The organism is Pseudoalteromonas sp. NS-SX12 (genome assembly GCF_057367955.1).
Map to the genome: position 1 here is coordinate 165,167 of NZ_CM170635.1, position 25,820 is coordinate 190,986.

16 protein-coding genes are annotated in these 25,820 nt (G+C 39.3%); 13 read left to right on the plus strand and 3 right to left on the minus strand.

Translation table 11 applies throughout. The annotated features are described in order from the left end of the window. Positions 1-141: 141 nt before the first annotated feature. The gene (locus AC2IOM_RS14975; protein ID WP_486360247.1) at positions 142-1,932 is read right to left on the minus strand and encodes a M61 family metallopeptidase; all 1,791 of its coding nucleotides are present in this window, start codon (positions 1,930-1,932) and stop codon (positions 142-144) included. Between the two features lie 399 nt (positions 1,933-2,331). Here AC2IOM_RS14975 and AC2IOM_RS14980 point away from each other — a divergent pair, with 399 nt between their 5' ends. From AC2IOM_RS14980 to ilvN, 9 genes are all read left to right on the plus strand, one after another. Next, the gene (locus AC2IOM_RS14980) at positions 2,332-3,867 is read left to right on the plus strand and encodes a GGDEF domain-containing protein (protein ID WP_486360248.1); all 1,536 of its coding nucleotides are present in this window, start codon (positions 2,332-2,334) and stop codon (positions 3,865-3,867) included. Between the two features lie 93 nt (positions 3,868-3,960). After that, positions 3,961-5,313, plus strand: a complete 1,353-nt coding sequence (ppnN, locus tag AC2IOM_RS14985; protein WP_486360249.1) for a nucleotide 5'-monophosphate nucleosidase PpnN — start codon at positions 3,961-3,963, stop codon at positions 5,311-5,313. Positions 5,314-5,420: 107 nt separating this feature from the next. Next, positions 5,421-6,209 (plus strand): flap endonuclease Xni, encoded by a 789-nt coding sequence (gene xni, locus AC2IOM_RS14990; protein WP_486360250.1) that lies wholly within the window; start codon positions 5,421-5,423, stop codon positions 6,207-6,209. A gap of 1 nt (position 6,210) precedes the next feature. Then, positions 6,211-6,594 carry a DUF3192 domain-containing protein gene (locus tag AC2IOM_RS14995; protein ID WP_010559153.1) on the plus strand — a complete coding sequence of 128 codons (384 nt, stop codon included), beginning with the start codon at positions 6,211-6,213 and terminating at the stop codon, positions 6,592-6,594. Positions 6,595-6,646: 52 nt separating this feature from the next. Further along, positions 6,647-8,248 (plus strand): hypothetical protein, encoded by a 1,602-nt coding sequence (locus AC2IOM_RS15000; RefSeq protein ID WP_486360251.1) that lies wholly within the window; start codon positions 6,647-6,649, stop codon positions 8,246-8,248. Positions 8,249-8,439: 191 nt separating this feature from the next. Then, positions 8,440-9,447, plus strand: coding sequence for an isocitrate dehydrogenase (locus AC2IOM_RS15005; RefSeq protein ID WP_010559151.1), 1,008 nt, complete (start codon positions 8,440-8,442; stop codon positions 9,445-9,447). Positions 9,448-9,552: 105 nt separating this feature from the next. Next, positions 9,553-11,607 carry an alpha/beta hydrolase family protein gene (locus AC2IOM_RS15010; protein ID WP_486360252.1) on the plus strand — a complete coding sequence of 685 codons (2,055 nt, stop codon included), beginning with the start codon at positions 9,553-9,555 and terminating at the stop codon, positions 11,605-11,607. 426 nt (positions 11,608-12,033) lie between these two features. Next, a complete protein-coding gene (locus AC2IOM_RS15015; RefSeq protein WP_138630737.1) occupies positions 12,034-13,758 on the plus strand; it encodes an acetolactate synthase 3 large subunit in 1,725 nt (574 codons plus the stop codon). Continuing rightward, positions 13,758-14,258, plus strand: coding sequence for an acetolactate synthase small subunit (gene ilvN / locus AC2IOM_RS15020; RefSeq protein ID WP_010559148.1), 501 nt, complete (start codon positions 13,758-13,760; stop codon positions 14,256-14,258). The genes AC2IOM_RS15015 and ilvN overlap by 1 nt, the downstream gene beginning before the upstream one ends. 206 nt (positions 14,259-14,464) lie before the next feature. On the opposite strand, the gene AC2IOM_RS15025 is transcribed toward ilvN, so the two are convergent. Continuing rightward, complete coding sequence (locus tag AC2IOM_RS15025) at positions 14,465-14,737, minus strand: HU family DNA-binding protein (RefSeq protein WP_010559147.1); 273 nt, start codon at positions 14,735-14,737, stop codon at positions 14,465-14,467. A 431-nt stretch (positions 14,738-15,168) separates the two neighbouring features. Between AC2IOM_RS15025 and AC2IOM_RS15030 the strand changes: the two genes are divergently transcribed. From AC2IOM_RS15030 to AC2IOM_RS15045, 4 genes are all read left to right on the plus strand, one after another. Continuing rightward, the gene (locus AC2IOM_RS15030) at positions 15,169-16,257 is read left to right on the plus strand and encodes an OmpA family protein (protein ID WP_486360253.1); all 1,089 of its coding nucleotides are present in this window, start codon (positions 15,169-15,171) and stop codon (positions 16,255-16,257) included. Continuing rightward, positions 16,258-21,477: a beta strand repeat-containing protein gene (locus AC2IOM_RS15035; protein ID WP_486360254.1), complete on the plus strand. Its 5,220-nt coding sequence runs from the start codon at positions 16,258-16,260 to the stop codon at positions 21,475-21,477. A 204-nt stretch (positions 21,478-21,681) separates the two neighbouring features. Next, positions 21,682-23,154 carry a dGTPase gene (gene dgt, locus AC2IOM_RS15040; protein ID WP_486360255.1) on the plus strand — a complete coding sequence of 491 codons (1,473 nt, stop codon included), beginning with the start codon at positions 21,682-21,684 and terminating at the stop codon, positions 23,152-23,154. A gap of 130 nt (positions 23,155-23,284) precedes the next feature. Then, a complete protein-coding gene (locus AC2IOM_RS15045) occupies positions 23,285-24,967 on the plus strand; it encodes an asparagine synthase (glutamine-hydrolyzing) (RefSeq protein WP_486360256.1) in 1,683 nt (560 codons plus the stop codon). Between the two features lie 282 nt (positions 24,968-25,249). On the opposite strand, the gene AC2IOM_RS15050 is transcribed toward AC2IOM_RS15045, so the two are convergent. Continuing rightward, a complete protein-coding gene (locus AC2IOM_RS15050; RefSeq protein ID WP_486360257.1) occupies positions 25,250-25,639 on the minus strand; it encodes a hypothetical protein in 390 nt (129 codons plus the stop codon). Between the last annotated feature and the right edge of the window lie 181 nt (positions 25,640-25,820).

The following is a 25,820-nucleotide window of genomic DNA, read 5'->3' on the forward strand; positions in this document are numbered from 1 at the left end:
TAATGTTGTCAAAGTAAACAACAATTTTTCAATGCGTTATTGACTAAGCGCGTTTAGTGGAAATGAATAATAACAGGAATGGTTTATTAAAGATTAAAGTGGCGCGCTCAACACTGGTTGAGCGCGCCATTTTATCGTAAGTTATAAGCTCTTAGGGTAATCGACACCTAACCACGCTTTAAACAATGCTTTTTGTTTGCGAGACGGTTTTTTAACTAAACTAATAACCTTAGGGCTACTCGCTTTTTCACTCAGTAATAATTTAGTTGAATGTAAGGTGTCACGTCTAAAATAACTGATATCAATTGATTGTCCTGGCTTAAAGCGTTTCAGGTACTTATCAAATGGTTCGCTAATTCGCTGACCGTTAATCGCAACAATAATATCGCTAGTAGTTAATCCTGCTTTCCATGCGCTTCCTTCGCGCTTAACTTTATTTATAAATACTTGGCCATCTTTATAATCACCATTTAAATCAGCACTTGCAGCAAAGCTTACACTTTTTGGATAATCAAACTTAAGGCCAACTGTGTTTAGCATGTCATCAAAATTAAGCATTGCGGGGCTATCAATATTTTGTTGCCACCACGCAGTGTAATCGTTGCCCGATACCGCCTTTAAAATCGCTTTTACATCGCCGCTAGTGAATCCTTTTGGCAAGGCAAAATCTTTATAAAGCGTGCGATGTACATCGCGATAACTGACTTTACCATTACTATCTGAAATAAGTTTTACATCTAGCGCCCACGATAACAACGCACCTTCACTGTAAATATTGGTCGAAAAGTTAGTATCATGGTCGCCCCCTTGATTTATCCATTTATCAAAGCTGGTTTCAGATGCCGATTGGATTTCACGACCAGGGCGCGCAAGGTGTTTATTAATGTTTTTAGACAAACCCTTAAAGTATTCTTTCAACGTAATAATATCACCACGAATTAACAATAAGTCGTCAAAATAGCTGGTTGAGCCTTCCGCTACCCAGAGTAAATCTGTGTAATTATGGTCTGTATAGTTGTAAGGCGTTAAGCCTTGTGGGCGATACCCTTTTACATTCCAAGTGTGAACAAATTCGTGAGAAGCGGTGGTAATAAATCCTATGTAATCATCTCTTTCACGAAAAGAATCACGCTGACGTTGGATGATGGTTGAGTTGAGATGTTCTGTCGCACCTCTTGCACCACTGGTCGCATGTACCATAAAAACGTAACGTTTATATGGGTAGGCGTGCCAAATATCTGAACCTGTTTTAACTAACTTTTTAAGGTCAGTAATCATTTTATCAGTGTCGTAGTTACCCTCACCCCATACAACAAGCTCATAGTCGCGACCATCTACTTGCCATTTGAATAGCTTGTTAATACCGGTTTCAATGGGGGAATCAACAAGAATATCGTAATTATCGGCGACGAATTGATGTGCGTGCTCACCATTATCCATGCCAGATACACTGCGCCAATCAGATGGTACGTTTAAGTCCACAGTCACCTTTTGGTTACGATAGGCTTCTGAAAACATAAAAAAGCCTGATGCATCGATAAATGCATGGCTATCATCGATATGACGTGAACGCATGCCTAACTCGTTTGCGTAAACTTGATAGCTGATTTTTACTTTTTGATTAGGGGTGGTGCTAATCTGCCAAGAGTTAGAATCAATTTTTTGCCAATTTAACGCTTTTCCACTTTCGTCTTGTGCGCTGAATAAACGAATGCCATTCGCCATATCCAGTAATTCATAACGGCCAGTACGCCACGAAGGTAATTTTACGATTAATTGTTCTGAACCACTCGGAAACTCGGCGCTGACATTACCTAAATGATGTTCACCTTGTGCAATCGTTAGTTGATAATCAACCTTGGCAAATACCGGACTTGTATAAAATAATGACGCCGCAATAAACGGAAGAAAAGCAGGAATAAAACGTTTCATAATACCATTAAGCAAAGTAGAAAATTACGTAACCCTAGCAATTTTAACTTTTTAATACCAGCATCTGAGGTAGCCGTCTACTGTTTATATTCTATATGTAACGTTATGAATAATTGAGTAACCATGATGTAACAAAATGATTATAACCGCTTAGTGTGATTATCATTAAATTAACAACAATCAACTTGCAACAAAATCGCTATACCTTAGAAGATTCAAAACCTTAATCCAAATCATCACAACAATAGCTCAGCTAACTATTTAAATTTTATGTATTTAATCGAATAAGAACTAATTCTTAAAAAGCAACTATGCTTTAGTATAAGCATATTTTGACTCGAAATTGACAGCGCATTGAGATAAACTTCAACTGCTCAAAAGAAATAGGTAAAAATTACGGTGTCTCAGCAAGTTAGTATTCTACGCACAAAGTTAGACTCAGCAATCAAAGGGCGTAAACAACTCGAACATGCTTATAAAGTACAAGTTGACTATTTAACTCAATTCATCGCCAAACTATCGTTAGTTTGCAAAGGTTTAGACCTTGAATTAGATAATCGCTTAGCAAAGTATCGCAGTACGATTCAAAAAGGTGTTGATTACGAACAGTTAGTCCCGCTACTTGAAGAGATCTCGAAACTATTTAAAGAGCAAGCCACTCGCGCAGAAACCAATCTAAAGGCGTTACACCAAAGCGTCGACTCCGCTGGCAGAAAGCTTCAGCGCCAAAAAGGATTGCCTGACGACTTACGTCGCAATCTTCGCATTTTACTGACAAGTGATTTAGAAAATGTAAAAGCAACCACCGAGTTTATTCCAGTATTAACGCGCCTTGTAGAAATTTATCATGCGGTGTTAGAGAAAAAACACCAAGCAGACGGTAGCGACGCCATCGTAGAATCTGCAGAGCTTGCGCAAGAGTTACAAAATTTACTCAGTGAATTAGCGTTTGAAGGCGAAAGTGGTAAACGCATTGATTCAATAAAACAAAAAGTGTCACAGGAATTTAGTTTACCTGTACTACTGGATTGTTGCGTCGAAATTATTCGAATTATTGTTGAAACAATTTCTCAAGAACGTGCGTCTGCACAGAAGTTCTTATTTGCAATCAATGAAACGCTAAGTTTATTGCAAGCGAGTTTAATGGAGTCAGTAAAACGCTCTAGCCAAATAAACTCGCAAATGGAAGATTTAAACGCGCAAATTCAGCACAAAATGCACACCATTAGCCAAGATGTTGATGAAGCGCAAAATATTACCACGCTAAAACAGCTTATTTCCGAAAAAATGGAATCGTTAACGGTTGATCTCGCTAATAAAGAGAAGCTAGAACAACAAGAACGAGAAGAGCTGGTCGCTACGTTAAAAGAAATGGGTGAGCGTGTTAATAAACTCGAGAAAGAAACCGAGCAATATCAAGAGCGTCTAGCCGAGCAACGTTTCAAGAGTTTACAAGATAGCCTGACGCAACTGCCAAATCGTGCCGCGTTTGATGAACGCTTTGCTCTTGAGTACAACACTTTTAAGCGCGACCACCACGACCTGTGTATTGTGGTTGCAGATATCGATCATTTTAAAGCAATTAATGATAATTACGGTCATAGCGCTGGTGATAAAACCTTGCAAGTAGTGGCTAAAGCACTCAAAAAAGCCATTCGTGTTACCGACTTTATCGCTCGCTTTGGTGGTGAAGAATTTGTACTTATTATGCCCCATAGCAAGTTAGAACAAATTTCGGTACCGCTCGAAAAACTAAGGCGTTCCGTTAAGGCAATTCCATTTAAATTTAAACAAAAAGCAGTAACGATTACTATCTCGTTTGGTGCAACACAGTTAAAAGAAGGCGATTCAATGCAAGGAGCCTTTGACCGTGCAGACGAAGCTTTGTACCAAGCGAAAAACTCAGGACGTGACCGCATTGTTCTAAAAAATTAGCTTGCTTAGTGATGATAAAAAACTATATTTAAATTAAGTGCTTATTATAATTTACATAATTTAAATATAGTTTAGACGTACAAGGAGTCGCCTATGCAAGTACAGATCAATCCAACAGGCGCGTTAGATTTACTTTCACAATTAGAAGTTGAAGCGCTTAAACGCTCATCAACTAGCGAGCTTTATCGTTTATTCCGCAATTGTTCGCTCGCGGTTCTTAATGTCGGTAGCCATACTGATTCTAGTGTTGAAATTTACGACAAATACCAAGACTTTGATATTAACTTACTGTGTCGTGAGCGCGGTATCAAAGTGGAACTTATTAACCCCCCTGAGCATGCATTTGTCGACGGTAAAATTATTACCGGTATTAACGAACATTTACTCGCAGTTATTCGCGACATTGTGTTTATTAAAGACAAATATCAAGATGGCAAAATAAACCTTACGAGCTCATCGCACATTACCCATGTTGTATTCGATATGCTGCGTAATGCTCGAGTATTAAAGCCAAGCGAAGATCCCAACATGATCGTGTGTTGGGGCGGACATTCTATAAAAGAAGTTGAATATAAGTACACCAAAGAAGTTGGTTATCAACTAGGCTTACGTAATTTAAATATATGCACTGGTTGTGGACCAGGTGCAATGAAAGGCCCGATGAAAGGGGCCACAATTGGACATGCAAAACAACGTTTTACGCAAAACCGTTACTTAGGATTAACTGAACCAAGTATTATTGCGGCCGAGCCCCCTAACCCAATTGTTAATCAGCTGGTAATTTTACCTGATATCGAAAAGCGCTTAGAGGCATTTATTCGAACTGCGCATGGTATAATTATTTTTCCGGGCGGTGCAGGTACAGCCGAAGAATTACTTTATTTATTGGGTATTTTGCTTCACCCTGATAACGCAAAACAAGCACTGCCGGTGGTGTTAACAGGCCCTGAATCGTCACGTGCTTATTTTGATGAGCTGGTTAACTTTGTAAAAGAGACCCTCGGCGACGAAGCGCTTTCTAAATTTAAAGTGATCATTGATGACCCTGAAGCGGTTGGTAAGTATTTTAGTCAGAATATGGCAAACGTTAGAGAGTACCGTAAAGAACGAGGCGATGCATACCATTATAACTGGTCTTTGAAAATTGAACCTGAATTTCAATTACCGTTCGAGCCAACACATAATAATATGGCAAACCTTAATTTAAACTTGAACCAACCGAAAGAGCAATTAGCCGCTAATTTAAGGCGTGCGTTTTCTGGCATTGTTGCCGGTAACGTTAAAGATGAAGGCATTAAAGCGATTAAGCGCCATGGTGTGTTTGCACTTTCGGGCGACAAAGAATTAATGACTAAAATGGATAAGCTGCTCGCTGCATTTGTAGCACAAGGAAGAATGAAACTACCTGGTGCGGTTTATACCCCCTGCTATCGTATAGAAACTTAATATTCTGAATAAAAACAGGTAAAATGGCGCTTCATTAGCGCCTTTTTTATGTTCATAATTAAGTTCATTTACAACGCGTATTAGTTTTTCTTAACGTTAAGGTATTCATGGCAACTCATTTACTACTTATTGATGCGCTTAATTTAATAAGGCGAATTTATGCTGTTGATAGTCAGCAAGCAGGAAATGATGCAAGTTTGGCTGCCAAAAACACTTATTTTAGGGTCGTTAATGCGGCGCGAAAACTGTTAAAAAATACGAACGCTACACATGCTATTGCCGTGTTTGATGGTGATACGAGCTGGCGCTATCACTATTATGCAGATTACAAACAATCACGAAAGCCAATGCCTAATGAGTTAGCCGATGCACTGCCTAAACTTTACCAAGCATTTTCTGAACTTGGCATAACGGTTTATGTACCTGAGCACGATGAAGCAGACGACGTAATCGCAACACTGGCAAGTAAAGCGTCTACCAATAAAGTAACGTCAACAATAGTCTCTACCGACAAAGGTTTTTTGCCTTTACTTGGCGACTACATTCATGTGTATGACTACTTTAAAAGCGAATATATTTCGATTCAGTCTGTAATTGATAAATTTTCGTTAGCCCCTTCACAACTCACCGATTTTTGGGCGCTCAACGGCGATAAAACGAATGATATTCCGGGGGTAAGTGGAATTGGCAAGCAAGGCGCAGTCAATTTATTAACGCAATTCCCGTCAGTTGAAGACGCCCTTTTAGCGACTGACTATCCAGATGAGTTAAAACGTGTTTTCAACAAGTTAAACGACAATCATGATGCCTATATTCGTGCTAAGCTATTGGTAAGTTTGCGCCAAGATATTCATCTTGGTTTCAGTTTGAAGGCACTACGTTTACCGAGTTCTTAGTATGAATAATAAAATTCTGAAATACATTGTCTTAGGGTTAGGGATTTATGCGATTGCCGCGGGCCTTATTATTAACTTTTATAAAGACGACCCACAAGGCATGTATTGGCAAGATAGGGAATCTTTCAATAAACGGTATCTTAGTAAATTAAAGGCCGACTCTCCTGTATTTTTAGATCAAGTATTCAACAATTTAGGTTCGCCTGACTTAACGTTTGCAAAGCGCAAAGGTGACGACGTATTTCAAATTATCTATTACCGCACGCAGCATGAACATTCTGATGGTATTACTACCAAAGATGAATGCACGGGGATGTTTTTCAAAAATGAACAACTCGTTGCGTGGGGTCCTGGCGCAGAAATTGCGTATGATAGAGTTAATTAACGAATAATAAGTGAACATTTGAGTGGATTTAGCCCAGCAATTAATGGAGAGCGTGGATAGTTTAGACAAACTATTTAACGTTTATAATGACAAAACCCAATGGCGTTCAGCCTACCCATTACTTGTTGATGCCGCGACACGCATTGAAGAAACATTTCACGCTAATCAACACGTTTCGATAGCAACCCTTGCTGTTTATAACGCAAAGTACAATTACGCAACTAATTTGATTAGTCGCCAATGTATTTTAATTTGTATTTTTGCAAAGATAAGCGGTTTAAATCGAATCGCGTGCGTAAAACTACTGCAAAGTGCGATATCACATTGTGTATCCATATCTAACGAGCTTAATTGTGTTGCTGCAAAAACATTGTTAAATGCAAAACAACATGAGCGCTACAAAAACCGTTATCGCTACACCTATCAGTTTGTTAAACCACATTTAAGCAAATTGCCGTTATTGCAAACGGATCTTGTCGCTAAAATAAAACAGCAACCGCACTATTCTATCGATAACCGAATTGTGCGTTTAAGTTACGTACTGGCTAAAGCGATTACCTGTGTTGATGATATGCCAGCGCGCACCTTACGTGACGCAATACACACTGTTTATTTAAAGACAACACGTACTGAAGATAAGTCACTTTTAACTGAACTTGGCCAACTATTTAATAACCCATTACCCGGAGAGACGGTTCGAAACGAAGGACTCGAATTACGTGTATTGGGACAAGTATCAAACAATAAATTACTGTGTTACCACACCGATAGTAAGTCATATAAAGAAGTAAAAACCAGTGCACGTGTAGTCAAGCATCGCGTTGCCGCGACGAATCAAATTGAATCGCTTATTGGTTTGTGGCAAAAATTGCCGGAGTTAGTGAAGTTCGTCAACGCACCTCATATTAATGAATACTTTACTACTCATGATTTACATGTAATTCGAAAAGCGGCGCATTTTAGTATTGGAAAATTACTTGGCGAGCTTGCAAAAAATCCAAATGCCAACACGTTAGTGCTTAATTTAGCACAGCGATTTTCACACAATCCCATATCAGATATTAGGCACGCCATTGCACTGGTAGGCATTGAGCAATTACCTGACTTATTAGAAAATCAGCAGTTATTGCAACGTTTACGTAGTTTAGGAAAGCTCAATTGGCATTACGTAGAAAACCGCGTTTCGTTGTTGATTTCGTTTATTGAAAGCTACAAAATTATCGACCCGCATTTTCCATGTCAAAAAGTCATCAATTACGCATTAAAGTACATCGCATTTACCTTTAAACTGTTTCCGCACGGCATAGTGTTGCCGATAAACACCACTACGCCCAAACACAGCATTAAAGATATCAATTCGTTAGTTAATTTTTATGCGTTACATAACCAAGAATTACCTGATCAGGTAAAAGCAAACCCGTTTTTTGAAATTAGCCAAAGCGGGTATCAATTAACTGAGGGTACAGAGGTACACAGTGCATGTTTTGTTCACTTAGTACTTTGTAATTTGGTTTACTTAGGTCAAACGTTAGAACAACAGCCGGCGTACATAAAGCAGCAGATGATTTATGCTCAACAACAACTTCAAATAGAAAATTTAGATAATTATTTAACCAAGTTATTAGACTTTAGTCCTGTTAACAGGGTTTTATAATTACAAATACCGTCATTTTTACGCCTTTTGTGGATTAATCTGCTAAAAATTGCTATAAATAGCCGTTGAATAATAATATGAGCAAGCATTAATAACTAACCAGTTGGCATCATGATGCTATGCTTGTTCGTGACAATCTCACGTACACAGTTACCCAACCGGGTAGCTCGATTCAGTTAAAGGAAAATTTAATGTCTAAGCAAACCATTACGGTTATTAAAGGCGATGGTATTGGTCCAAGCATCATTGATTCAGCGCTTGAGATCCTAAATGCAGTTGGTTGCGATTATGAGTATGAATTTGTTGATGCGGGTCTTGCTGCACTTGAAAAAACAGGTGAGCTTTTACCACAAGCAACCCTTGATGCAATCGAACGCAACAAAATCACTTTAAAAGGCCCACTAACAACACCTGTAGGTGAAGGCTTTACGTCAATTAACGTTACATTACGTAAAAAGTTTAACTTGTACGCTAACGTTCGCCCAGTTAAGTCATTTGAAGGTACTAAAGCGCGTTACGACGACATTGATATCATCACAATCCGTGAAAATACTCAGGGCATGTACTCTGGTCTTGGCCAAGTTGTATCTGAAGATGGTACTGAAGCAGAGGCAATGTCAAAGATCACACGTGAAGGCGCTGAGAAAATCGTTACTTTTGCTTACGAACTAGCAAAGCGTGAAGGTCGTAAAAAAGTAACTGCTGTACACAAAGCAAACATTCTGAAATCGACATCGGGCCTTTTCTTGAAAGTAGCGCGTGAAGTTGCTGAGCGTTACCCTGAAATTGAATCTGCTGAAATGATTGTTGATGCGACATGTATGAAGTTAGTAATGAACCCAGAAGAATTCGACGTGATGGTTACAACTAACCTATTCGGTGACATCCTTTCTGATTTATGTGCTGGCCTTGTTGGTGGTTTAGGTATGGCACCAGGTGCAAATATTGGTAAAGATGCTGCTATTTTTGAAGCGGTACACGGTAGTGCACCAGATATCGCTGGTAAAAACCTTGCAAACCCAACATCTGTGATTCTTGCGTCTATTCAAATGCTAGAGTATTTAGGTGAAGCAGAAAAAGCTGAGCGTATTCGTAAAGCCATTGCTCACGTAATTAAAACAGGCGACCGTACTACACGCGACTTAGGTGGTAGCCACGGAACGACTGACTTTACCCAAGCAGTTATCGAAGCATTATAATTTTTAAAAAGGTGACGTAAGTCACCTTTTTTTATCGCATTTTCTTGCCTTTTACTTTCGTCATTTTAGACTACTACCCGCTGACAATCAGTAAACGAGGACCCAATGAAACTAATCAAATCAGCATTAGCTGTCGCGCTAGGTTTATCTACAAGCGCTGCCTTTGCTAATGACACACTAACACTAGAAGATTTAACAAAAATCCAATCAGTTGGCCAAACTGCAATTAGCCCAGATGGCGATGCAGTTGCATTTACCCGCTCTGTGCCACGTGAAATTTATGTAGAAAAAGATGGTTTTAACTACAGCGAACTTTATCTTACTGACGCTAAAGGTAATGAGCGCCCTTTCATTACTGGTAAAGTAAATATCTCAAGTCTTGAGTATTCCGCGGACGGTAAGTTTGTTTACTTCTTAGCAAAGTTTAAAGAAGACAAATTTAAAACCCTTTACCGCATTCCGGTAAATGGTGGTCAATGGCAAAAAGTAATTTCCTTAAAAGGCACGTCTATTTCGTCTTATGACCTAAGCCCAGACAACAAACACGTTGCGATTATTGCAAAGCCTGCTAAACCGAAAACAGACAAAGAATTGGCAAAATTAGGCTTTAAAGCAGAAACTTATGAGCTTGGTTTAACAACTGCAGAATTAATGGTTGTTGATTTAGCTGTAAACGAAAAGCCAATCGCCCTTGAAGGGTTAGGAATTGATCAATACGTAAGCGATGTTAACTGGTCAAGTGATGCTAAAAAGCTACTAGTTAAAACACAGCCTTCAGCACTTATCGACGATAAGTACATGAAATCAACATGGCATATCTTTGATCTTTCGAGCAAAAAAGTAGTTACTTCATTTGCAACTGAAGGCAAATTAGGTGCAGCTGAATTTTCACCAAATGGTAAGTATGTCGCAATTCTTGGTGCACAAGACAAGCACGACCCAGCAACAGGCCGCTTATATTTGGCAGATGCAGAATCAGGTAAAATTGAAAACTGGTTACCTAATTTTGAAGGCCACATCAGCGATTTCGAATGGGCAAATAAGTCAAATACTCTGCATTTCGTAGCGCAAATTGATACTGAGAGCTTTATCGCAACAATTAAGCCGGGTTCAAGTAAATACAAAACTAAGCTTAAACGCGGTAAATTAATTGCTGGCCGTTTATCTATTTCAGATTCAGATAAGACAGTTGCGTTTGCGGGTCACTCACGTAAACATCCGACTGAAGCGTTTATGCTACGTGGCAAAAAAGATATTCGCGTATCAGATTCAAACGCGTGGTTAAATGACAAACGTCTAGCTAAACAAGAAACTATCTCGTTCAAAGCCGAAGATGGAACACGTTTAGATGGCGTACTTGTTTATCCATTAGATTATCAAGAAGGTACTCGTTATCCGCTAATTATGTCGGTTCACGGTGGCCCTGAAAGTCACGACAAAGATGGGTGGGTAACTAACTACTCTCGTCCTGGTCAAGTAGCTGCTGCACGTGGTTACGCAGTTCTGTACCCTAACTACCGTGGTTCGACAGGTAAAGGCGTTGACTACTCTAAACTTGGTCAAAATGACTATGCAGGCGAAGAGTTCAACGATCTTGTTCGTTTTAAGCAACACCTTGTCGATAAAGGCTTAGTTGATACTAAACGCGTTGGTATTACAGGTGGTTCATACGGTGGTTATGCGTCAGCATGGGCCGCTACAAAACTCACTGAACATTTTGCAACATCAGTAATGTTTGTTGGTGTAACTAACCAATTATCAAAATTTGGTACTACTGACATTTCGAACGAAATGCACCTAGTACACGCGCGTTCTTACCCTTGGGACAAATGGCAATGGTATTTAGAGCGTTCACCTATTTATTGGGCTGGTCAATCTAAAACACCATTATTGATCATGCACGGTAAAGACGATCCTCGTGTTCACCCAGCACAATCAATGGAACTTTACCGTTATATGAAAGTACAAGGTAAAGACGTACGCTTAATTTACTACCCAGGCGAAGGTCACGGTAACAAGCGTATGGCTGCTAAATATGATTACAGCCTACGTTTAATGCGTTGGATGGATAACTACTTGTTAAATGGTAAAACTGAAATGCCAGAGTACAAGATTGACCACGCAGCAAATTTAAAAGCGAAAAAAGAAGAAAATAAGTAATTAGCTTCTCATTTGAATAAAGGCCCTATTTGGGCCTTTTTTTATATACAAAATTCCGAAATAAATTAACGTACTAATTCAGTAATAACAAATCATTGTATACACTTTCAAAAGATTGCATTTTCAATTCACCAGCAACCAAAGATAACCCAAAAAAACCACATTTTTAATTTTAATACTGATAATAATGAATTATTTATGTCAATTGAAGAATTCACCGTTGACAACAGTTAACAAAAATAATACAAATACGTTAATCAATTTTTAGAGCAAATTTAAATGACATTATTTCTTCTACTTACAGTCTTCGTCCTGGTCTTAATTAAGTCGCCAGCGGGGAGCTATTAGTTAATTTTGTCATACTGAAGTTAATAAGCCCCCGCAACTAGCGGGGGTTTTTTTTATCTACTGCACAGAGGAATGAGGATGGACAGTAATAAAATGTCGGGTGCTGAGCTTGTTGTTAAAGCGTTAAAAGCACTTAAGGTTAAATATATTTTTGGGTATCCCGGTGGTAGCGTATTAGATATTTATGATGCCCTATTTGCTGAGAACGAGCTTGATCATATTTTAGTGCGTCACGAGCAAGCTGCGACACATATGGCCGATGGTTTTGCGCGCGCAACAGGTGAAGTGGGCGTTGTACTTGCAACATCAGGGCCTGGTGCAACTAACTGCGTTACTGGTATTGCAACTGCTTATATGGATTCAATTCCAATGGTAGTTTTATCTGGCCAAGTACCCACCAATTTAATTGGCGATGACGCTTTTCAAGAAACGGATATTGTTGGTTGCTCACGTCCAATCGTAAAACACAGCTTTAACTGTCGTGATGCAGAAAAGATCCCAGAAACCCTAGCAAAAGCGTTTTATCTAGCTGCGTCAGGTCGACCTGGCCCCGTTGTTGTGGAATTGCCAAAAGATATATTGAATCCGGCACTTGCGTTTGATTACATTATGCCAGATGACATATCGATGCGTTCGTACAGCCCCAATACCAAAGGTCATCCAAAGCAAATCAAAAAAGCAGCATCCGCTATATTAAATGCTAAGCGCCTTGTTATTTACTCAGGCGGCGGCGTTGTGTTATCTGATACATCAGAGCAATTAACAGAGCTAGTTGAAAGCTTGAATGCACCTTGTACCAACACCCTTATGGGATTAGGTGGTATTTCAGGCACGCACCCTAACTTTATTGGTATGCTTGGCATGCACGGTAATTTGGAAGCAAACAAAGCAATGGCAAACGCAGATGTTATTCTTGCATTGGGTGCACGCTTTGACGACCGCGTAACCAATAATGTTAAGAAGTTTTGTCCCAACGCCACGATTGTTCAGGTTGATGTTGACCCTACATCTATCTCTAAAACCATTCACTGTCATATACCGGTTGTTGGCGATCTTGCGACTGTATTTGCACAATTGCAAAGTGCGATTAGTAAAAGCGAGATTCAAATTGATCGCGCTGCGCAAGAAGATTGGTGGCGACAAATTAATAATTGGCGCGAACAGCGTTGTTTAAGTTTTGAAACTGACTCAAAAAAAATTAAACCACAAGCAGCAATTAAAGCACTCTATGAAGTAACTAATGGTGACGCCTATATTAGTTCAGACGTGGGTCAGCACCAAATGTTCGCCGCACAACACTACCCTTTTGCAAAACCACGTCAGTGGATTAATTCTGGTGGCCTTGGCACTATGGGTTTTGGCTTTCCTGCAGCGATGGGAGTAAAACTCGCTTTTCCTGAAAAAGAATCAGTGTGTGTTACCGGCGATGGGTCTATTCAAATGAATATTCAAGAATTATCAACCTGTATGCAATACGGCTTGCCAGTAAAAATAGTGTCTTTAAATAACCGTTCACTTGGCATGGTACGCCAATGGCAAGACATGATTTATTCGGGTCGTCATTCATGTTCCTACATGGAATCCCTGCCTGATTTTGTAAAACTCGCAGAGAGCTATGGCCATATTGGTATACGCATTGACCACCCAAGCGAGCTTAATGAAAAGTTAAAAGAAGCATTTTCTCATAAAGACAAACTCGTATTTATCGACATCAATGTAGATGAAAATGAACACGTGTATCCAATGCAAATTCGTCATGGCTCAGTTGATGAGATGTGGCTGAAAAAAGGAGTAAAAGCATAATGCGTCATATTTTAAGCATTCTTTTGGAAAATGAGCCCGGCGCCCTATCACGTATTGTTGGTTTGTTTTCGCAGCGCGCCTACAACATTGACAGCTTAACTGTGGGTCCAACTGATGATGACTCATTATCGCGCATTACAATAACGACCACAGGTAATGACCGTATTCTTGAACAAATCACTAAGCAAGTTAATAAGTTAGTAGATGTACATAAAGTGATTGACCTGAGTGATGCAAGTCATATTGAACGTGAGTTATTATTAGTTAAAGTGATGGCACATGAAGAGAAAACACGTGCGGCCGTAACCCGTGTGGTTGATATTTTCGGTGCGTCTATTTTAGATATGGGTAAAACAACCTACACACTGCAGTTAGTTGGCGCAGTTGATAAGCTCGCATCTTTTATTGATACCTTAAAAAATGAAACAGAAGTGATTGAGGTTGTGCGCTCTGGTGCGGTTGGTTTAAGTCGTGGCGACAAAGCGTTAAGACCAAAGTAAATAGACAATTTCACTGTTTTGCAAACTAGGTTGGATTATTCAATGTAAATAACTACGTTGCAGGTTCAGCCTGGTTAGCATGTTTCTACCCAGTACCATTTTATCGAATAACTACCAAATGGGTTTAATTCACAGTTGAATAACAAACAATAAAAAAGGAGCTTAACGCTCCTTTTTAAAGTTATTGGGATGATAACTTTTACAAATTAGTTAACGCTGTCTTTAAGACCTTTACCTGCTTTGAAAGTAGGGATGTTAGCTGCAGCGATTTGAATTTCTTCACCAGTTTGTGGGTTACGGCCTGTGCGCGCTGCACGTGCTTTAACAGAGAAAGTACCGAAACCAACTAGCGCTACAGAGTTACCGTCTTTTAATGATGTAGACACTGCACCAGTGAATGCGTCTAATGCGCGAGCTGCTGCTGCTTTAGAAATTTCTGCGTCCGCAGCGATTTTTTCAACTAATTGTGCTTTGTTCATTATAGATTCCTATCTTTATTATTTTGCCTTTGCAGACCCTATAGTTATGCATTTTTTCTGGCTTGGCAATACGTATTTGTCATTTTTTAAGCAAAATCACCAAAAAAATTGATTTTAAGTTAGTAATTTAATGATCTTGTTGCTTAAACGGCCTGCTGCTTAGACTTTACGAGTAATTGTGTTGCGATAAAACAAAGCCATAGGCTTACAACCGGCGAAAGTAATAGGCTTAGAAGGTCTGCATAGTTTGCTAAAAAGTAACTTAAATCCATTTTTATCATCCCAGATATTGAGTATTTATTACTTAGTCGCATCGAGATCAAAAAAGGTTGAAAAAATAATATTTAATTTTAAAAAATGTTGCCGTTTGTTTTGTTTTTAAACAATTAACTGATAAAAATAGACTTAAAAGGATTAATTAGGATTTCGTAATGACAATTCTCACTAGTAAATGGAAGTTATCGGTTGTAACCCTGTTTTTAACTTCTTTTCATACTTCTCACGCACTAGAAAATAAAGATTTGGCAAAGCACGAACAATTCGAAAGTGACTTTATTTACCTTGGCGCTCAAATTGGCTCAATTCGGTATCAACACGGTTGCGAGCCTTGGGCTGTTAATTGTGATAAACGTGACACAGCGTTTAGTGGTCTAATTGGGTATCAATTTAAAAGCAATTATTTAATTGAATCATCCTTGATGAACTTAGGTGATGTAAATGCAACGTATTTTGAAAGTGGTATTAATGTACCTTACCAAGGAAAAATGAAAGCATGGGATGCTGCGATTGGCTATGATTTAGAACTGAGTGATAATTTTTACACATTCGCAAAAGTAGGTGTGCTTAATTGGTATGGTGAAACACAATCACCTTCACAAAAGCGTAAAGATGACGGTTTTACCACTACAGCGTCACTTGGCTTGAAATACAATGTTGCTGAAAACTGGCAAGCGCGTTTAACCTATCAATATATAAATGACTTAGGTAGCCAACAAATTGGGAGCAGTAATGGCCATATTGGTTGGCTAGGCTTGTCATATCAATTTAAACGTAAAAAACAAACTGATCCACAGCATATCGTTCCTGCTGCAAAACCTCAGCAAACTACAAAAGAAAAACCCATTCAAATACCAACTGTTAAAGAACTAACAAAAGTAGTTGCACAACAATCAATTACTACGTTGTTTGCATTCGATAGTAGTTATTTTGTGCCCTCAACTGAATTTAATGAGTTTTTAACACATATAAAAAGCTACCCAACAACTGAAATTACCATCAAAGCGTATACCGACAGTAAAGGCTCAGCTGAATATAACAACCGGCTTTCAAAACAACGTGCTGAAGCGATAAAAAATTATCTAGTAAGTCATGGAATCAACGAAAGCAGAATTACAGTTGCATTCTTTGGTGAAACTCACCCCATTATGGATAATGATACAGAAGATCATCGAAAACATAATCGTCGTGCAGTAGTCACATCGTCAGAAATTGAATTTAGAATTAATAAAGAGGTTCAGTAAATGGCTAAGTTTGTTAAGTTTTTATTGACCCTAAATGCATTTTTACTGCTCAGTGCTTGTGGTGGTGATAATTCTGGCCTACCTAAAAGTGATTGTGGTGGTGATAATAATCCCTGTGATCCCTACCCTGTTGCACTCGTCGTTACGCCTGATAATGTCACTGTGCCTACTGAAGTTGATATAAACTACACCGCCATGGTCACCTTGAGTGATGGCTCGACACATGATGTTACTGACAGTGCGTCTTGGCAAATCACTGAAAATTCTATTGCAACAATTACAGCCTCTGGTATAGCAACAACGGTTAGCGTTGGAGCCACAACTGTTTCTGCAAGTTATTCAGCAAGTAATGGTGTCACCGTATCAGATGACACTGCCTTAACCGTCAATGATGCTGATTTAATTGGGCTTGATGTTACGCCACTGCAGCATCAAACACTAGTAGGGTTAACGACAGAGTACCGTGCATATGCGCGTTATCAAAGTGGTCAACGGTTTGATGTAACACAATCTACTACCTGGCAAATACAAGACGCTGAACTAGCTGAGATCCAAGCAAACGATTCAGACTCTATTTCTGTAGTTGCAAAACAAACAGGTATTACTTATGTCAAAGCTGTATTTAAGTCACTCGAAAACCAAGGTCAACTTGCGATTATTGACAGCCCTGTTTCGTCACTTGTGATAACACCAATCGATAAACGACTCCCTCTTGGTACAAAAGCACAATATCAAGCGAACTTAATTCTTGAAAATGGACAGTCTATAGATGTAACACTGCAATCAAGCTGGAAAATTGAAGACGATACAATCGGTCAATTTAATAAAACACAAGTGTTTAATGCTGTAAATATTGGCTCAACGTCTATTTCAGCAACATTTACTTATGAAGATATTAACTTAGCTGACTCAACTTCTGTTACTGTTACAGATGCTGTTGCAGAACGTTTATTAATTACACCTCAAGATGGTGTATTTCCCTTAGGTACTCAAGGCCAGTATAAAGCTGAAGCGATTTACAGTGATGGTCACGTTGAAGATGTAACCCTTAGCAGCTCATGGAGATTAGCGGATGGCATTGGTTCGATTTCACCAAATGGTAATGACGCTGGCTATGCAATTGCTACCAGTATTGGTAAATCCACCGTTTCAGCTCAATTTGCAAACCTCATTGCCAACACTTCTGTTGAAGTAACGAATGCTGAACTTGTTGAGCTAACATTAACGCCTATTAATTATGTAACGCCTTCAGGTACACATGTTTCATATTCCGGTTATGCTCGTTTTACAGATGACTCTGTACAAAATGTTACTCAGTTAGGTGTTTGGTCAAGTTCTGAACAAGAAATAGCTAATATTGGCTTCACGGGAGCCCAATCTGGTATCGCAAAGACTTATACCCCTGGTGTTACCCAAATCTGTATTTATTATTTAGATAAGCAAGCTTGTACTTCACTCACTGTAACCGCAGCTGCATCAGAAAAACTGGTTATTACCCCAGTTGATGCACAAGTACCACTTGGTACAGAAGGCCAATATACTGCAACAGCACACTATACTGATGGCCACACAGCAGATGTAACCAACATTGCTACTTGGCAAATTAGTGATACAAACATCGCTACCATCGAAACCTCTGGCCTAAATGGTGGCTATACAATTAGTAAATATGTAGGGCAAACAAATGTATCGGCTAGCTTTGAATCACTTACAGACAGTACCTCGCTAACCATTACCGATGCTGAGCTTGTTAACTTAGTAATAAGCCCATCTAATTCAACTATTGCAAAAGGCAATAGCCAATCATATGAAGTTATAGGTCAATATACTGACGGAAGTTTTAAAAATTTAACTAGTCAAGCAACTTGGCAGTCAAATGATAACAATATTGCCTATATATCCTCACCTTCAGTTGCAGTCGGTGCAAATACCGGTAGCGTTAACATTATTGCGACAGTTCAAGGTCAACAAGTAACAGCGAAATTAACCGTTACTTCTGCCGAGATTACCCATATTGCAGTGATGCCTACTTCTTTAAGCATAGCTAAAGGCCATAGAGGTCAGTTAACAGCAACAGCCTACTATGCAGATTCGACATCTGCAGATATCACCCAAATCGCAACGTGGAAATCACTTGATGGCAGTATTGCAACAGTGACAGCTTCTGGCGCTAGTGGCGGATTGGTATATGGATTAGAACAAGGTCAAACAACCGTAACAGCCACTTATAGCGGAATGAAAGATGACGCGTTAATCACCGTCACAGAAGCTGTACTTGAACAAGTTGTGATAGAGCCAAAAGTTGCAACTGTTGCAGCTGGTGTTAATCAAGTATATACCCTTCGTGCAATCTATTCTGATGGTACATCTAATAATGTAACATCATCAGCGAGCTGGGTCTCTAGTACAAGCGCTGTCGCAACAGTGGATACTGCAGGCTTAGCTACAACATACACTGCAGGTCAAACAAATATTACTGGTCAATATCAAGGCATGAATGATTCTGGTGTGCTAACAGTCACACAGGCAGTTATCACTGAGCTACAAGTCACACCGGTAAATATTAAAAAACCAAAAGGCAGCCAAGGACAATACACTGCTAAAGCTATCTATTCTGACAAAACAATAAAAGATGTGACAACTCAAGCGCTTTGGCAATCGGCAGATGCAAGTATCGTGTCTATCGAAACAGGTTCAGTAAACCCAGGCCTCGCGTTTGGTGAAAATGTTGGAACCACTGAAATTTCAGCCCAATTTGACGGTCAAACCGGTAAAACTAATGCAACGGTTACCGATGCTGAGCTTGTATCCATCAACGTATCACCAGTTACAAAAACAACCTATGTAGGTGGTCAAGTACAGTATCAGGCATTTGGTATTTATACTGACGCATCAAATAAAGAACTTACCAAATTTGCAACCTGGTTTAGTAATGATACAAGCATTGCATCCATTGATGCTGCGGGAGTGGCAACTGGAAATTCTGCAGGTGATGTAATAATAACTGCTAGTTATAACAGCATTACATCAAATGACGCTAACCTGACTGTTGGTCCTGCTATTATAGAAAGACTTGTTGTTTACCCTACCCCTCAAGAGACGCCTGCTGGTTCAGAAATACAGTTCAAAGCGCATGCTTATTTCAGTGACTCAAGTAACTTTGATGTTACTAAATTGGTAAATTGGCAATCTTTAGAACAATCGATTGCAGTTCATAATGGTAATGGTTTATTTGCAACACTAGTTGAAGGTGCTACAGCCGTTCAAGCTGATTATCAGGGGCTAACGTCTACTGGTGAGCTTATAGTTACAGCCGCAGTTATCGATTCATTAACTATTTCGCCAGTTAGCGCTGAACTCAATGTGAGTGAAACAAAACAATTTAAAACTTTCGTAAATTACTCTAATGGTACAAGTTTCGAAGTTACTAACAGTTCAAATTGGCAAATTAGTGATACTTCGATTGCTACGGTTTCAACGTCGGGTCTAGTAACAGCGAATCAGCAAGGTAACACCCAAGTGCAAGCTGAATACAGCGGTAAAATTGCTCTTGCAGATATCACAGTGACAGGCAAAGCAATTGACCGTATATCTGTTACACCATTCTTAAAACAAATTAATGAAGGTGAAACCTTTAATTTTCAAGCACAAGCAATTCACCCTGATGGTTCTTTTACCAATGTTACAACACTTGCTACATGGAAATCGGATAATACAGGCGTTGCAACAGTTATTACCTCAGGAGCAGATGGAGGCCTCGCGACCGGTAATAATGATGGTGTTGCTCGAATTTCTGCCACTTATGCTGGGCTAACGGGTAATGGTCAACTTACTGTGTTAGCACTACCGCCACAATTGACCGGTATTGTGATTGAGCCTGCAAATGTTAATGTCTACGTTAATGGTTCTCGTCAGCTCAGTGCGTACGCTATATATGACAATGATTTTACCAATTTAATTGACGTTACCAATACCAGTGATTGGACAATTGATGATGATTCGTTGGCATTCATTTCAACCCCAGGTCTCGTAAATGGTACGTTAATTGGCACAACAGAGGTTAATGCAACATTCCAAGGTCAAACAGGCTCGGCTCAAATTAACGTATTTGATGATCCAGTCGAATATCTCGAAATATCACCTAACGACCCAGAAGTGCCAATTGAAACAATAGGCAGATTTAAGGTAATTGCAGCTTACGTTTCTGGCCATATTGAAGATGTAACAACACAGGCAACTTGGACATCGTCTGATACCTCGGTGGTATCTATCGTGCCGACAGGCGCAGATGGCGGAACCGCAAGCGCAATTGCGGTTGGTACATCTAAAATCAAAGCGATGTTTAAGGGAGAGTTTGATACTACCGTTGCAACGGTTACTGGCCCAACTCTGTCAAATGTGTATATTGACCCAACTTCATTTTCGGTTCACGTCAGTGCCGATGGTAAATCTGAAGTAAAAGCAAAAGCCTATGCTGATTTTTCTGATGGCAATACACTCGATGTAACACAAGATGGTCAATGGCGCATGGCTGATGAATCCATAGCATTTGTGAACCCGCAAGGCCCAAATATCTTTGTAGTAGGTGTAAGCCCCGGAAACACAGAATTACTGTTTAACTATGCAGGGATGAGTGATACAGCCGATGTCGAAGTATATGCATCACAACTTAAAGAGATAATTGTCTCGCCAGCTAATGAGGTTGTTCCCGAGTCACAGACAATCCAATATACCGCAAAGGGGGTATACGCAAACGGCACTGAGCTTGATATCACAGAATCGGTAAATTGGACGATTGAAGATGATTCAATCGCTACCGTTAACGAAAGCAATGGCAAAGTAACGACTAAGCAACGTGGCGTAACTAACGTTATCGCAAGCTCCAACGGCACTTCAGGTGAAGCTAAACTAACCGTTTCTGAGTTCTCGCTTTATTATATGGAAGTAAACCCTGAACCAATTAATATGCGAGTGGGTCAATCCCAACAATTGGCGTGTTACGCCGTTTACGTATTGATTGATGACACAAGTGTTCAGCAGCGAATTGATGTAACAACACAAGCTGACTGGCAGCTAAGATTCTCGTCAGACTTTGTTGAATTAAGTTCAAGTGGTTATATATCTGCAAAATCGACAGGTACAAATCAAGTTGAGTGTCGTTTAGATAATGGAAATGGGTCATTCACCGTACATGAAGTAGATTTAACCGTGACATACTAAAAATAAAAAACCCGCTAGCCCAGCGGGTTTTTGCTTTTCATAAACTCATAAATACTCGGGATATAAACTTAAAATCATCTTTTAGGCTTTAAGTTAGAATCATCATGCCAAAATTAAACTGAACATTAAGTGAACCAAGTAAAACACGCTAGAATCCGTTTTGCCTGAGTGTTAAATTGTAAAAAACAGAAAAACGATATCGCTATGGATTTCAAACAGAAAATAAATGCTAAACGTCCGTTGAATCAAACTAACAATACTAAAACCGCACTTGAGAGCGATCGTGGACGTATTATAAATAGCGCAGGATTGCGAAGATTGCAGCAAAAAACTCAAGTGTTTCCCCTTGAGCGCAATGCAGCCGTTCGTTCACGTCTCACCCACTCTCTCGAAGTGCAACAAAATGGCCGATTTATTGTACACACCATATTTAATACACTGAGCGAAGTCCAACTTACCCAATACGGGTTGAAACCACTTGAGCGTGAATTAGAAAGTTTAGTTGAAATGGCGTGCTTGATGCACGATATCGGTAATCCTGCGTTTGGTCATTTTGGTGAAGCCGCGATAAATGCTTGGTTTAGTAAATACTTAAAGGCTCATCCGCTTTCAAAGCACGCATTTTCAAAAAATATGGGTGAAGAATCCCCGCTTTCACCTACGCATTCGATACTACACGAACTTTGTCATTACGAAGGTAATGCACAGGCGATAAGAAATGTTCACAGTTTATTTGCGCTTAACCTAACCTATTGTCAAACAGCCAGTATCTTAAAATACACACGTTGTGGCACATTGCCTAAACAGCAAGTGCCAGCAAATAAACAGTATTTAATGAAAAAAGTTGGCTATTACTTTAGTGAAAGTGAATTTATTGAAACGCTTTGTGGCGAACTTGGCATAGAGTTAGGTCATCGCCATCCTGCCAGTTACATTATGGAAGCCGCTGACGATATTGCATACTGTTTAGCTGACATAGAGGATGCAGTAGAAAAAGGATTAATCTCGATCCCTTTCTTAATAGACGTATTAGACCGAGAGTACCGCAATGTACTATCACAGTTTAATATTAATGAAGATGAACTTAACTTATTTATGCAGCGTAAGTGCGAACATGCCTACGATTACGCACAAAAACACGATTACAATATCGAAAACAATTTCTTCATTCGTCTGCGCGTTAACTTGCTCCACCCGTTAGTAAAACACAGTGCAATTCGATTTTGCGATAATATTGAAGAAATTTTCCATGGTAGCTTTAATGCCTCTCTTATTGAAGACAATAGCTGTCAACATGCTATTACGAAAGCCCTTAAGTCAGTAGCGTTTAAATATGTATTTTGTCATCACGAAGTGCAGCAGCTTGAATTACAAGGACACAAGATTATAACTACGTTGCTTAACGAATATGCGTGTTTGCTCGACTATTCCCAGAACGACTTTAATAAACTACTCGCAGGTGAATTTAATTTTTCGGTTGAATCGCGCTTACTAAACCGAATTTCATCGAAATATCTGTCCGTATATAAAAAATCGGTCGATGCATTGGATGCGTTGAAACAAAACGACCCGATCTACGAGTTTTATTATCGTGCACGTTTAATACAAGATTTTATCGGCAATATGACAGATCAATTTGCCTATGATACGTACCGAAAACTAACGGTAATTGAGTAGATTTAAACTTAAATTGCGTCGCATAATGCGAAAGCTTCCTGAATCCGCCTTAGTATTCATTAGAAATCAACGAATTAACTAAGGCACATTCATTGCTCAGATAAAGAAAACTATTATTTGAGTACCTGATATGGCGCAATTTAGTCTTAACGTAGCAAAATCTATTGGAAACGAAATTGGCGAATGGTTTAAAGCAAATATCACCGACTTTAACACTAGTCTTGCCTTAACCTGTCATTCGACACATCTGTTCGACATTTATATTTGGGGTGATGTTGCCTATCGAAATCAAGACAGGCAAATAACCGCTGATCTAATGAATGGACTAAAAAAGTGTTATACCGGTCGCTCTTGGGTACTAGTTAACAAAGAAACCCGTATTGTTTACGCAGCGAGTGATGAATTTGGTACGTTTCCGTTACTGGTGTATCAGCATCAACAACATACCATTATTGCAAGCTCGCGAACTGCCCTAATCAATTGCTTAGAAGATAACGTTGAATTTAATAAGACAGCCTTACGTAACCTGCTTGCGCTGGGGCAGCTTTTTAACAGCGATTGTATAATTAAGTACACCCAACATTTTACTGGTGAATCTCTGATTAAGGTTAACCTTAACAATCACACGCTTGAGAAACAAAAAATACAGGCGCAATATGCTAAATGTTTTAACAAAAACACCAAATATAGCCACGCAAAAGATGCGTTTATTGAAGCAGTAAGAAATTGCTTCAAAAACGATAGTAATCCGTTAGTATCTTTGTCGGGCGGTTTAGATTCTCGCGCTATCTTATCTGCATGTGAGGTTTTAAACTTAAAGCCCGAAGGACTGTGTTATGGCGAAGTTAATAGTACGGATGTTCAGTATGCGATTAAGCTAGCTAATGCATGTAATTTAAAACTGTTTCATTCAAAAAACTCAGCCACGCATTTTGATAGACAAACGATAAAAAGAATTACCACGGCAAGCATTGGCGAAGTCCCGTTTCACCATGCGCATGCGTTAATCGACAATCAACTATTAGATCAAACCCAAGGTCGAACAATTATAACCGGTACAGGCGCAGAAACGTATCGTGCGTTTTACTACGACCGAGGCATGCCAGGTTTTCGTTTCTTCGGGCAGAGCTCACTTAACAAGTATACAGTGCCACGCATCGAACGTTATATCAGTGAAGAATTAACAAAACAAACGTGGCCAATCGCTCAACTGCTTTTAAAAGACAGTGTTAGTATGGAAAAAACGCTTAACGATTTTATGAAAGCGCACATCTGTAACTATGTCGATGCAGCGAAGCAGGCTGATCAATTTTACTTAAAAGCCCGTTGCCAACGAATGGTTGTCGCTGGGCAGCAATTACTCGACAGTCACTATAATCGCACACACCCATTTTTAAATGATGAGGTCGTGTGTACGATGTTGAATCTACCTGCCAAGTACAAATTACACAGCGCTTTTCATCGCAAACTAATATCTGATTTATCGCCGAAACTTGCAGCACTACCTTGGGACAAAACGAATAAACCTTTAAACCAGGGTTTAACACTTGGACAAAAATACCCAGGGTTAGTCAGCCGGTTTGGTTTAAACGGGTATTTTGGTAAGCGCTCTAAACCTATGTACCAATATGATTATTCAGAAGTTAGTCAAAGCGTGTTATTAGCAACCGTAAATTTACTTGGACTTGATGATAAAGACAAAGCGGCGCTAATTTCACAAATAAGGCAATATAAGCTTGAGAACTATATAATCGGTTTTGGTCTAGTTTGGCTTAATTGCGTCGACAAATCGCAAATATTGAAAGCAAGTTAGATGCTACACTTTTTCACAAATTGACAAGCTTATGACAAACCTTGGCCCGAGCTTACTGATATATTATCGCTCGACTGTTTACCACCCCGACCAAAGGTAAATAATTAAACCCTAAAGGCCCAGCTTATAAAGATTCCGAATTACTCAAAGATTGGGCCTTTTTTTGAGTTCCTCTTGTAAGAAACATTACTTCACATAACTTTGGCGAAAAATGTAAGCGTTTAACGCATTAGCATCGTTTTGAACTTTAACAATAAGTAAGTATGATGTGTTCTTTACGCCTCAACTAAACAAAAGCGCAATAAAAGGCAATTCACTTAGCATGTGTAACGCACGGTTATCGTAGTTAGGTAACTTATAATATTCAAAAAAAGTTTGGGATTGCGTTAGGTTAAACAAAACGCCTTTGCAATTCTCACAATGTGAAAGTGTTATTTCATCCAAGTTTTTATCAAAAAGTGTTTTTGAACATTGCGGGCATACGTGTTTACTTGCCGTGCCTTTAGTAGTGTTTAAATGCGTTGAAAAAGCGCTAAAGTTAAATCTTCCCTTACCATTAAGCGCAGCATAGTACTTTTCAGGTAGCCATGAATAACCGCATTTACAACCAAAGCCTATTTCCCCATAACCTTTCCACACCTGTAAATCACATTCTTTACACGCACAACGCATATTTTGTCCCCCATTCTTTTGAATTAGAAGCGTATTAAAACTTCAACAAAGCTGGGACGTTTATGTGTTAAAGGGTGTATTTCAGTGTTGATTGGCTAAATAGGATGTACATGGGTGTTATGGTAAATCCGCTTTCAATAAACCAACACCCTACAGATAGCTTTATCGGTTCTCAGCAATT

Coding starts and splice junctions, on each gene's coding strand:
- AC2IOM_RS14975 (WP_486360247.1), bottom strand. CDS start 1,932: ATGAAACGTTTTATTCCTGCTTTTCTTCCGTTTATTGCGGCGTCATTA.
- ppnN (WP_486360249.1), top strand. CDS start 3,961: ATGCAAGTACAGATCAATCCAACAGGCGCGTTAGATTTACTTTCACAA.
- xni (WP_486360250.1), top strand. CDS start 5,421: ATGGCAACTCATTTACTACTTATTGATGCGCTTAATTTAATAAGGCGA.
- AC2IOM_RS14995 (WP_010559153.1), top strand. CDS start 6,211: ATGAATAATAAAATTCTGAAATACATTGTCTTAGGGTTAGGGATTTAT.
- AC2IOM_RS15005 (WP_010559151.1), top strand. CDS start 8,440: ATGTCTAAGCAAACCATTACGGTTATTAAAGGCGATGGTATTGGTCCA.
- AC2IOM_RS15010 (WP_486360252.1), top strand. CDS start 9,553: ATGAAACTAATCAAATCAGCATTAGCTGTCGCGCTAGGTTTATCTACA.
- AC2IOM_RS15015 (WP_138630737.1), top strand. CDS start 12,034: ATGGACAGTAATAAAATGTCGGGTGCTGAGCTTGTTGTTAAAGCGTTA.
- ilvN (WP_010559148.1), top strand. CDS start 13,758: ATGCGTCATATTTTAAGCATTCTTTTGGAAAATGAGCCCGGCGCCCTA.
- AC2IOM_RS15025 (WP_010559147.1), bottom strand. CDS start 14,737: ATGAACAAAGCACAATTAGTTGAAAAAATCGCTGCGGACGCAGAAATT.
- AC2IOM_RS15030 (WP_486360253.1), top strand. CDS start 15,169: ATGACAATTCTCACTAGTAAATGGAAGTTATCGGTTGTAACCCTGTTT.
- AC2IOM_RS15035 (WP_486360254.1), top strand. CDS start 16,258: ATGGCTAAGTTTGTTAAGTTTTTATTGACCCTAAATGCATTTTTACTG.
- dgt (WP_486360255.1), top strand. CDS start 21,682: ATGGATTTCAAACAGAAAATAAATGCTAAACGTCCGTTGAATCAAACT.
- AC2IOM_RS15045 (WP_486360256.1), top strand. CDS start 23,285: ATGGCGCAATTTAGTCTTAACGTAGCAAAATCTATTGGAAACGAAATT.
- AC2IOM_RS15050 (WP_486360257.1), bottom strand. CDS start 25,639: ATGCGTTGTGCGTGTAAAGAATGTGATTTACAGGTGTGGAAAGGTTAT.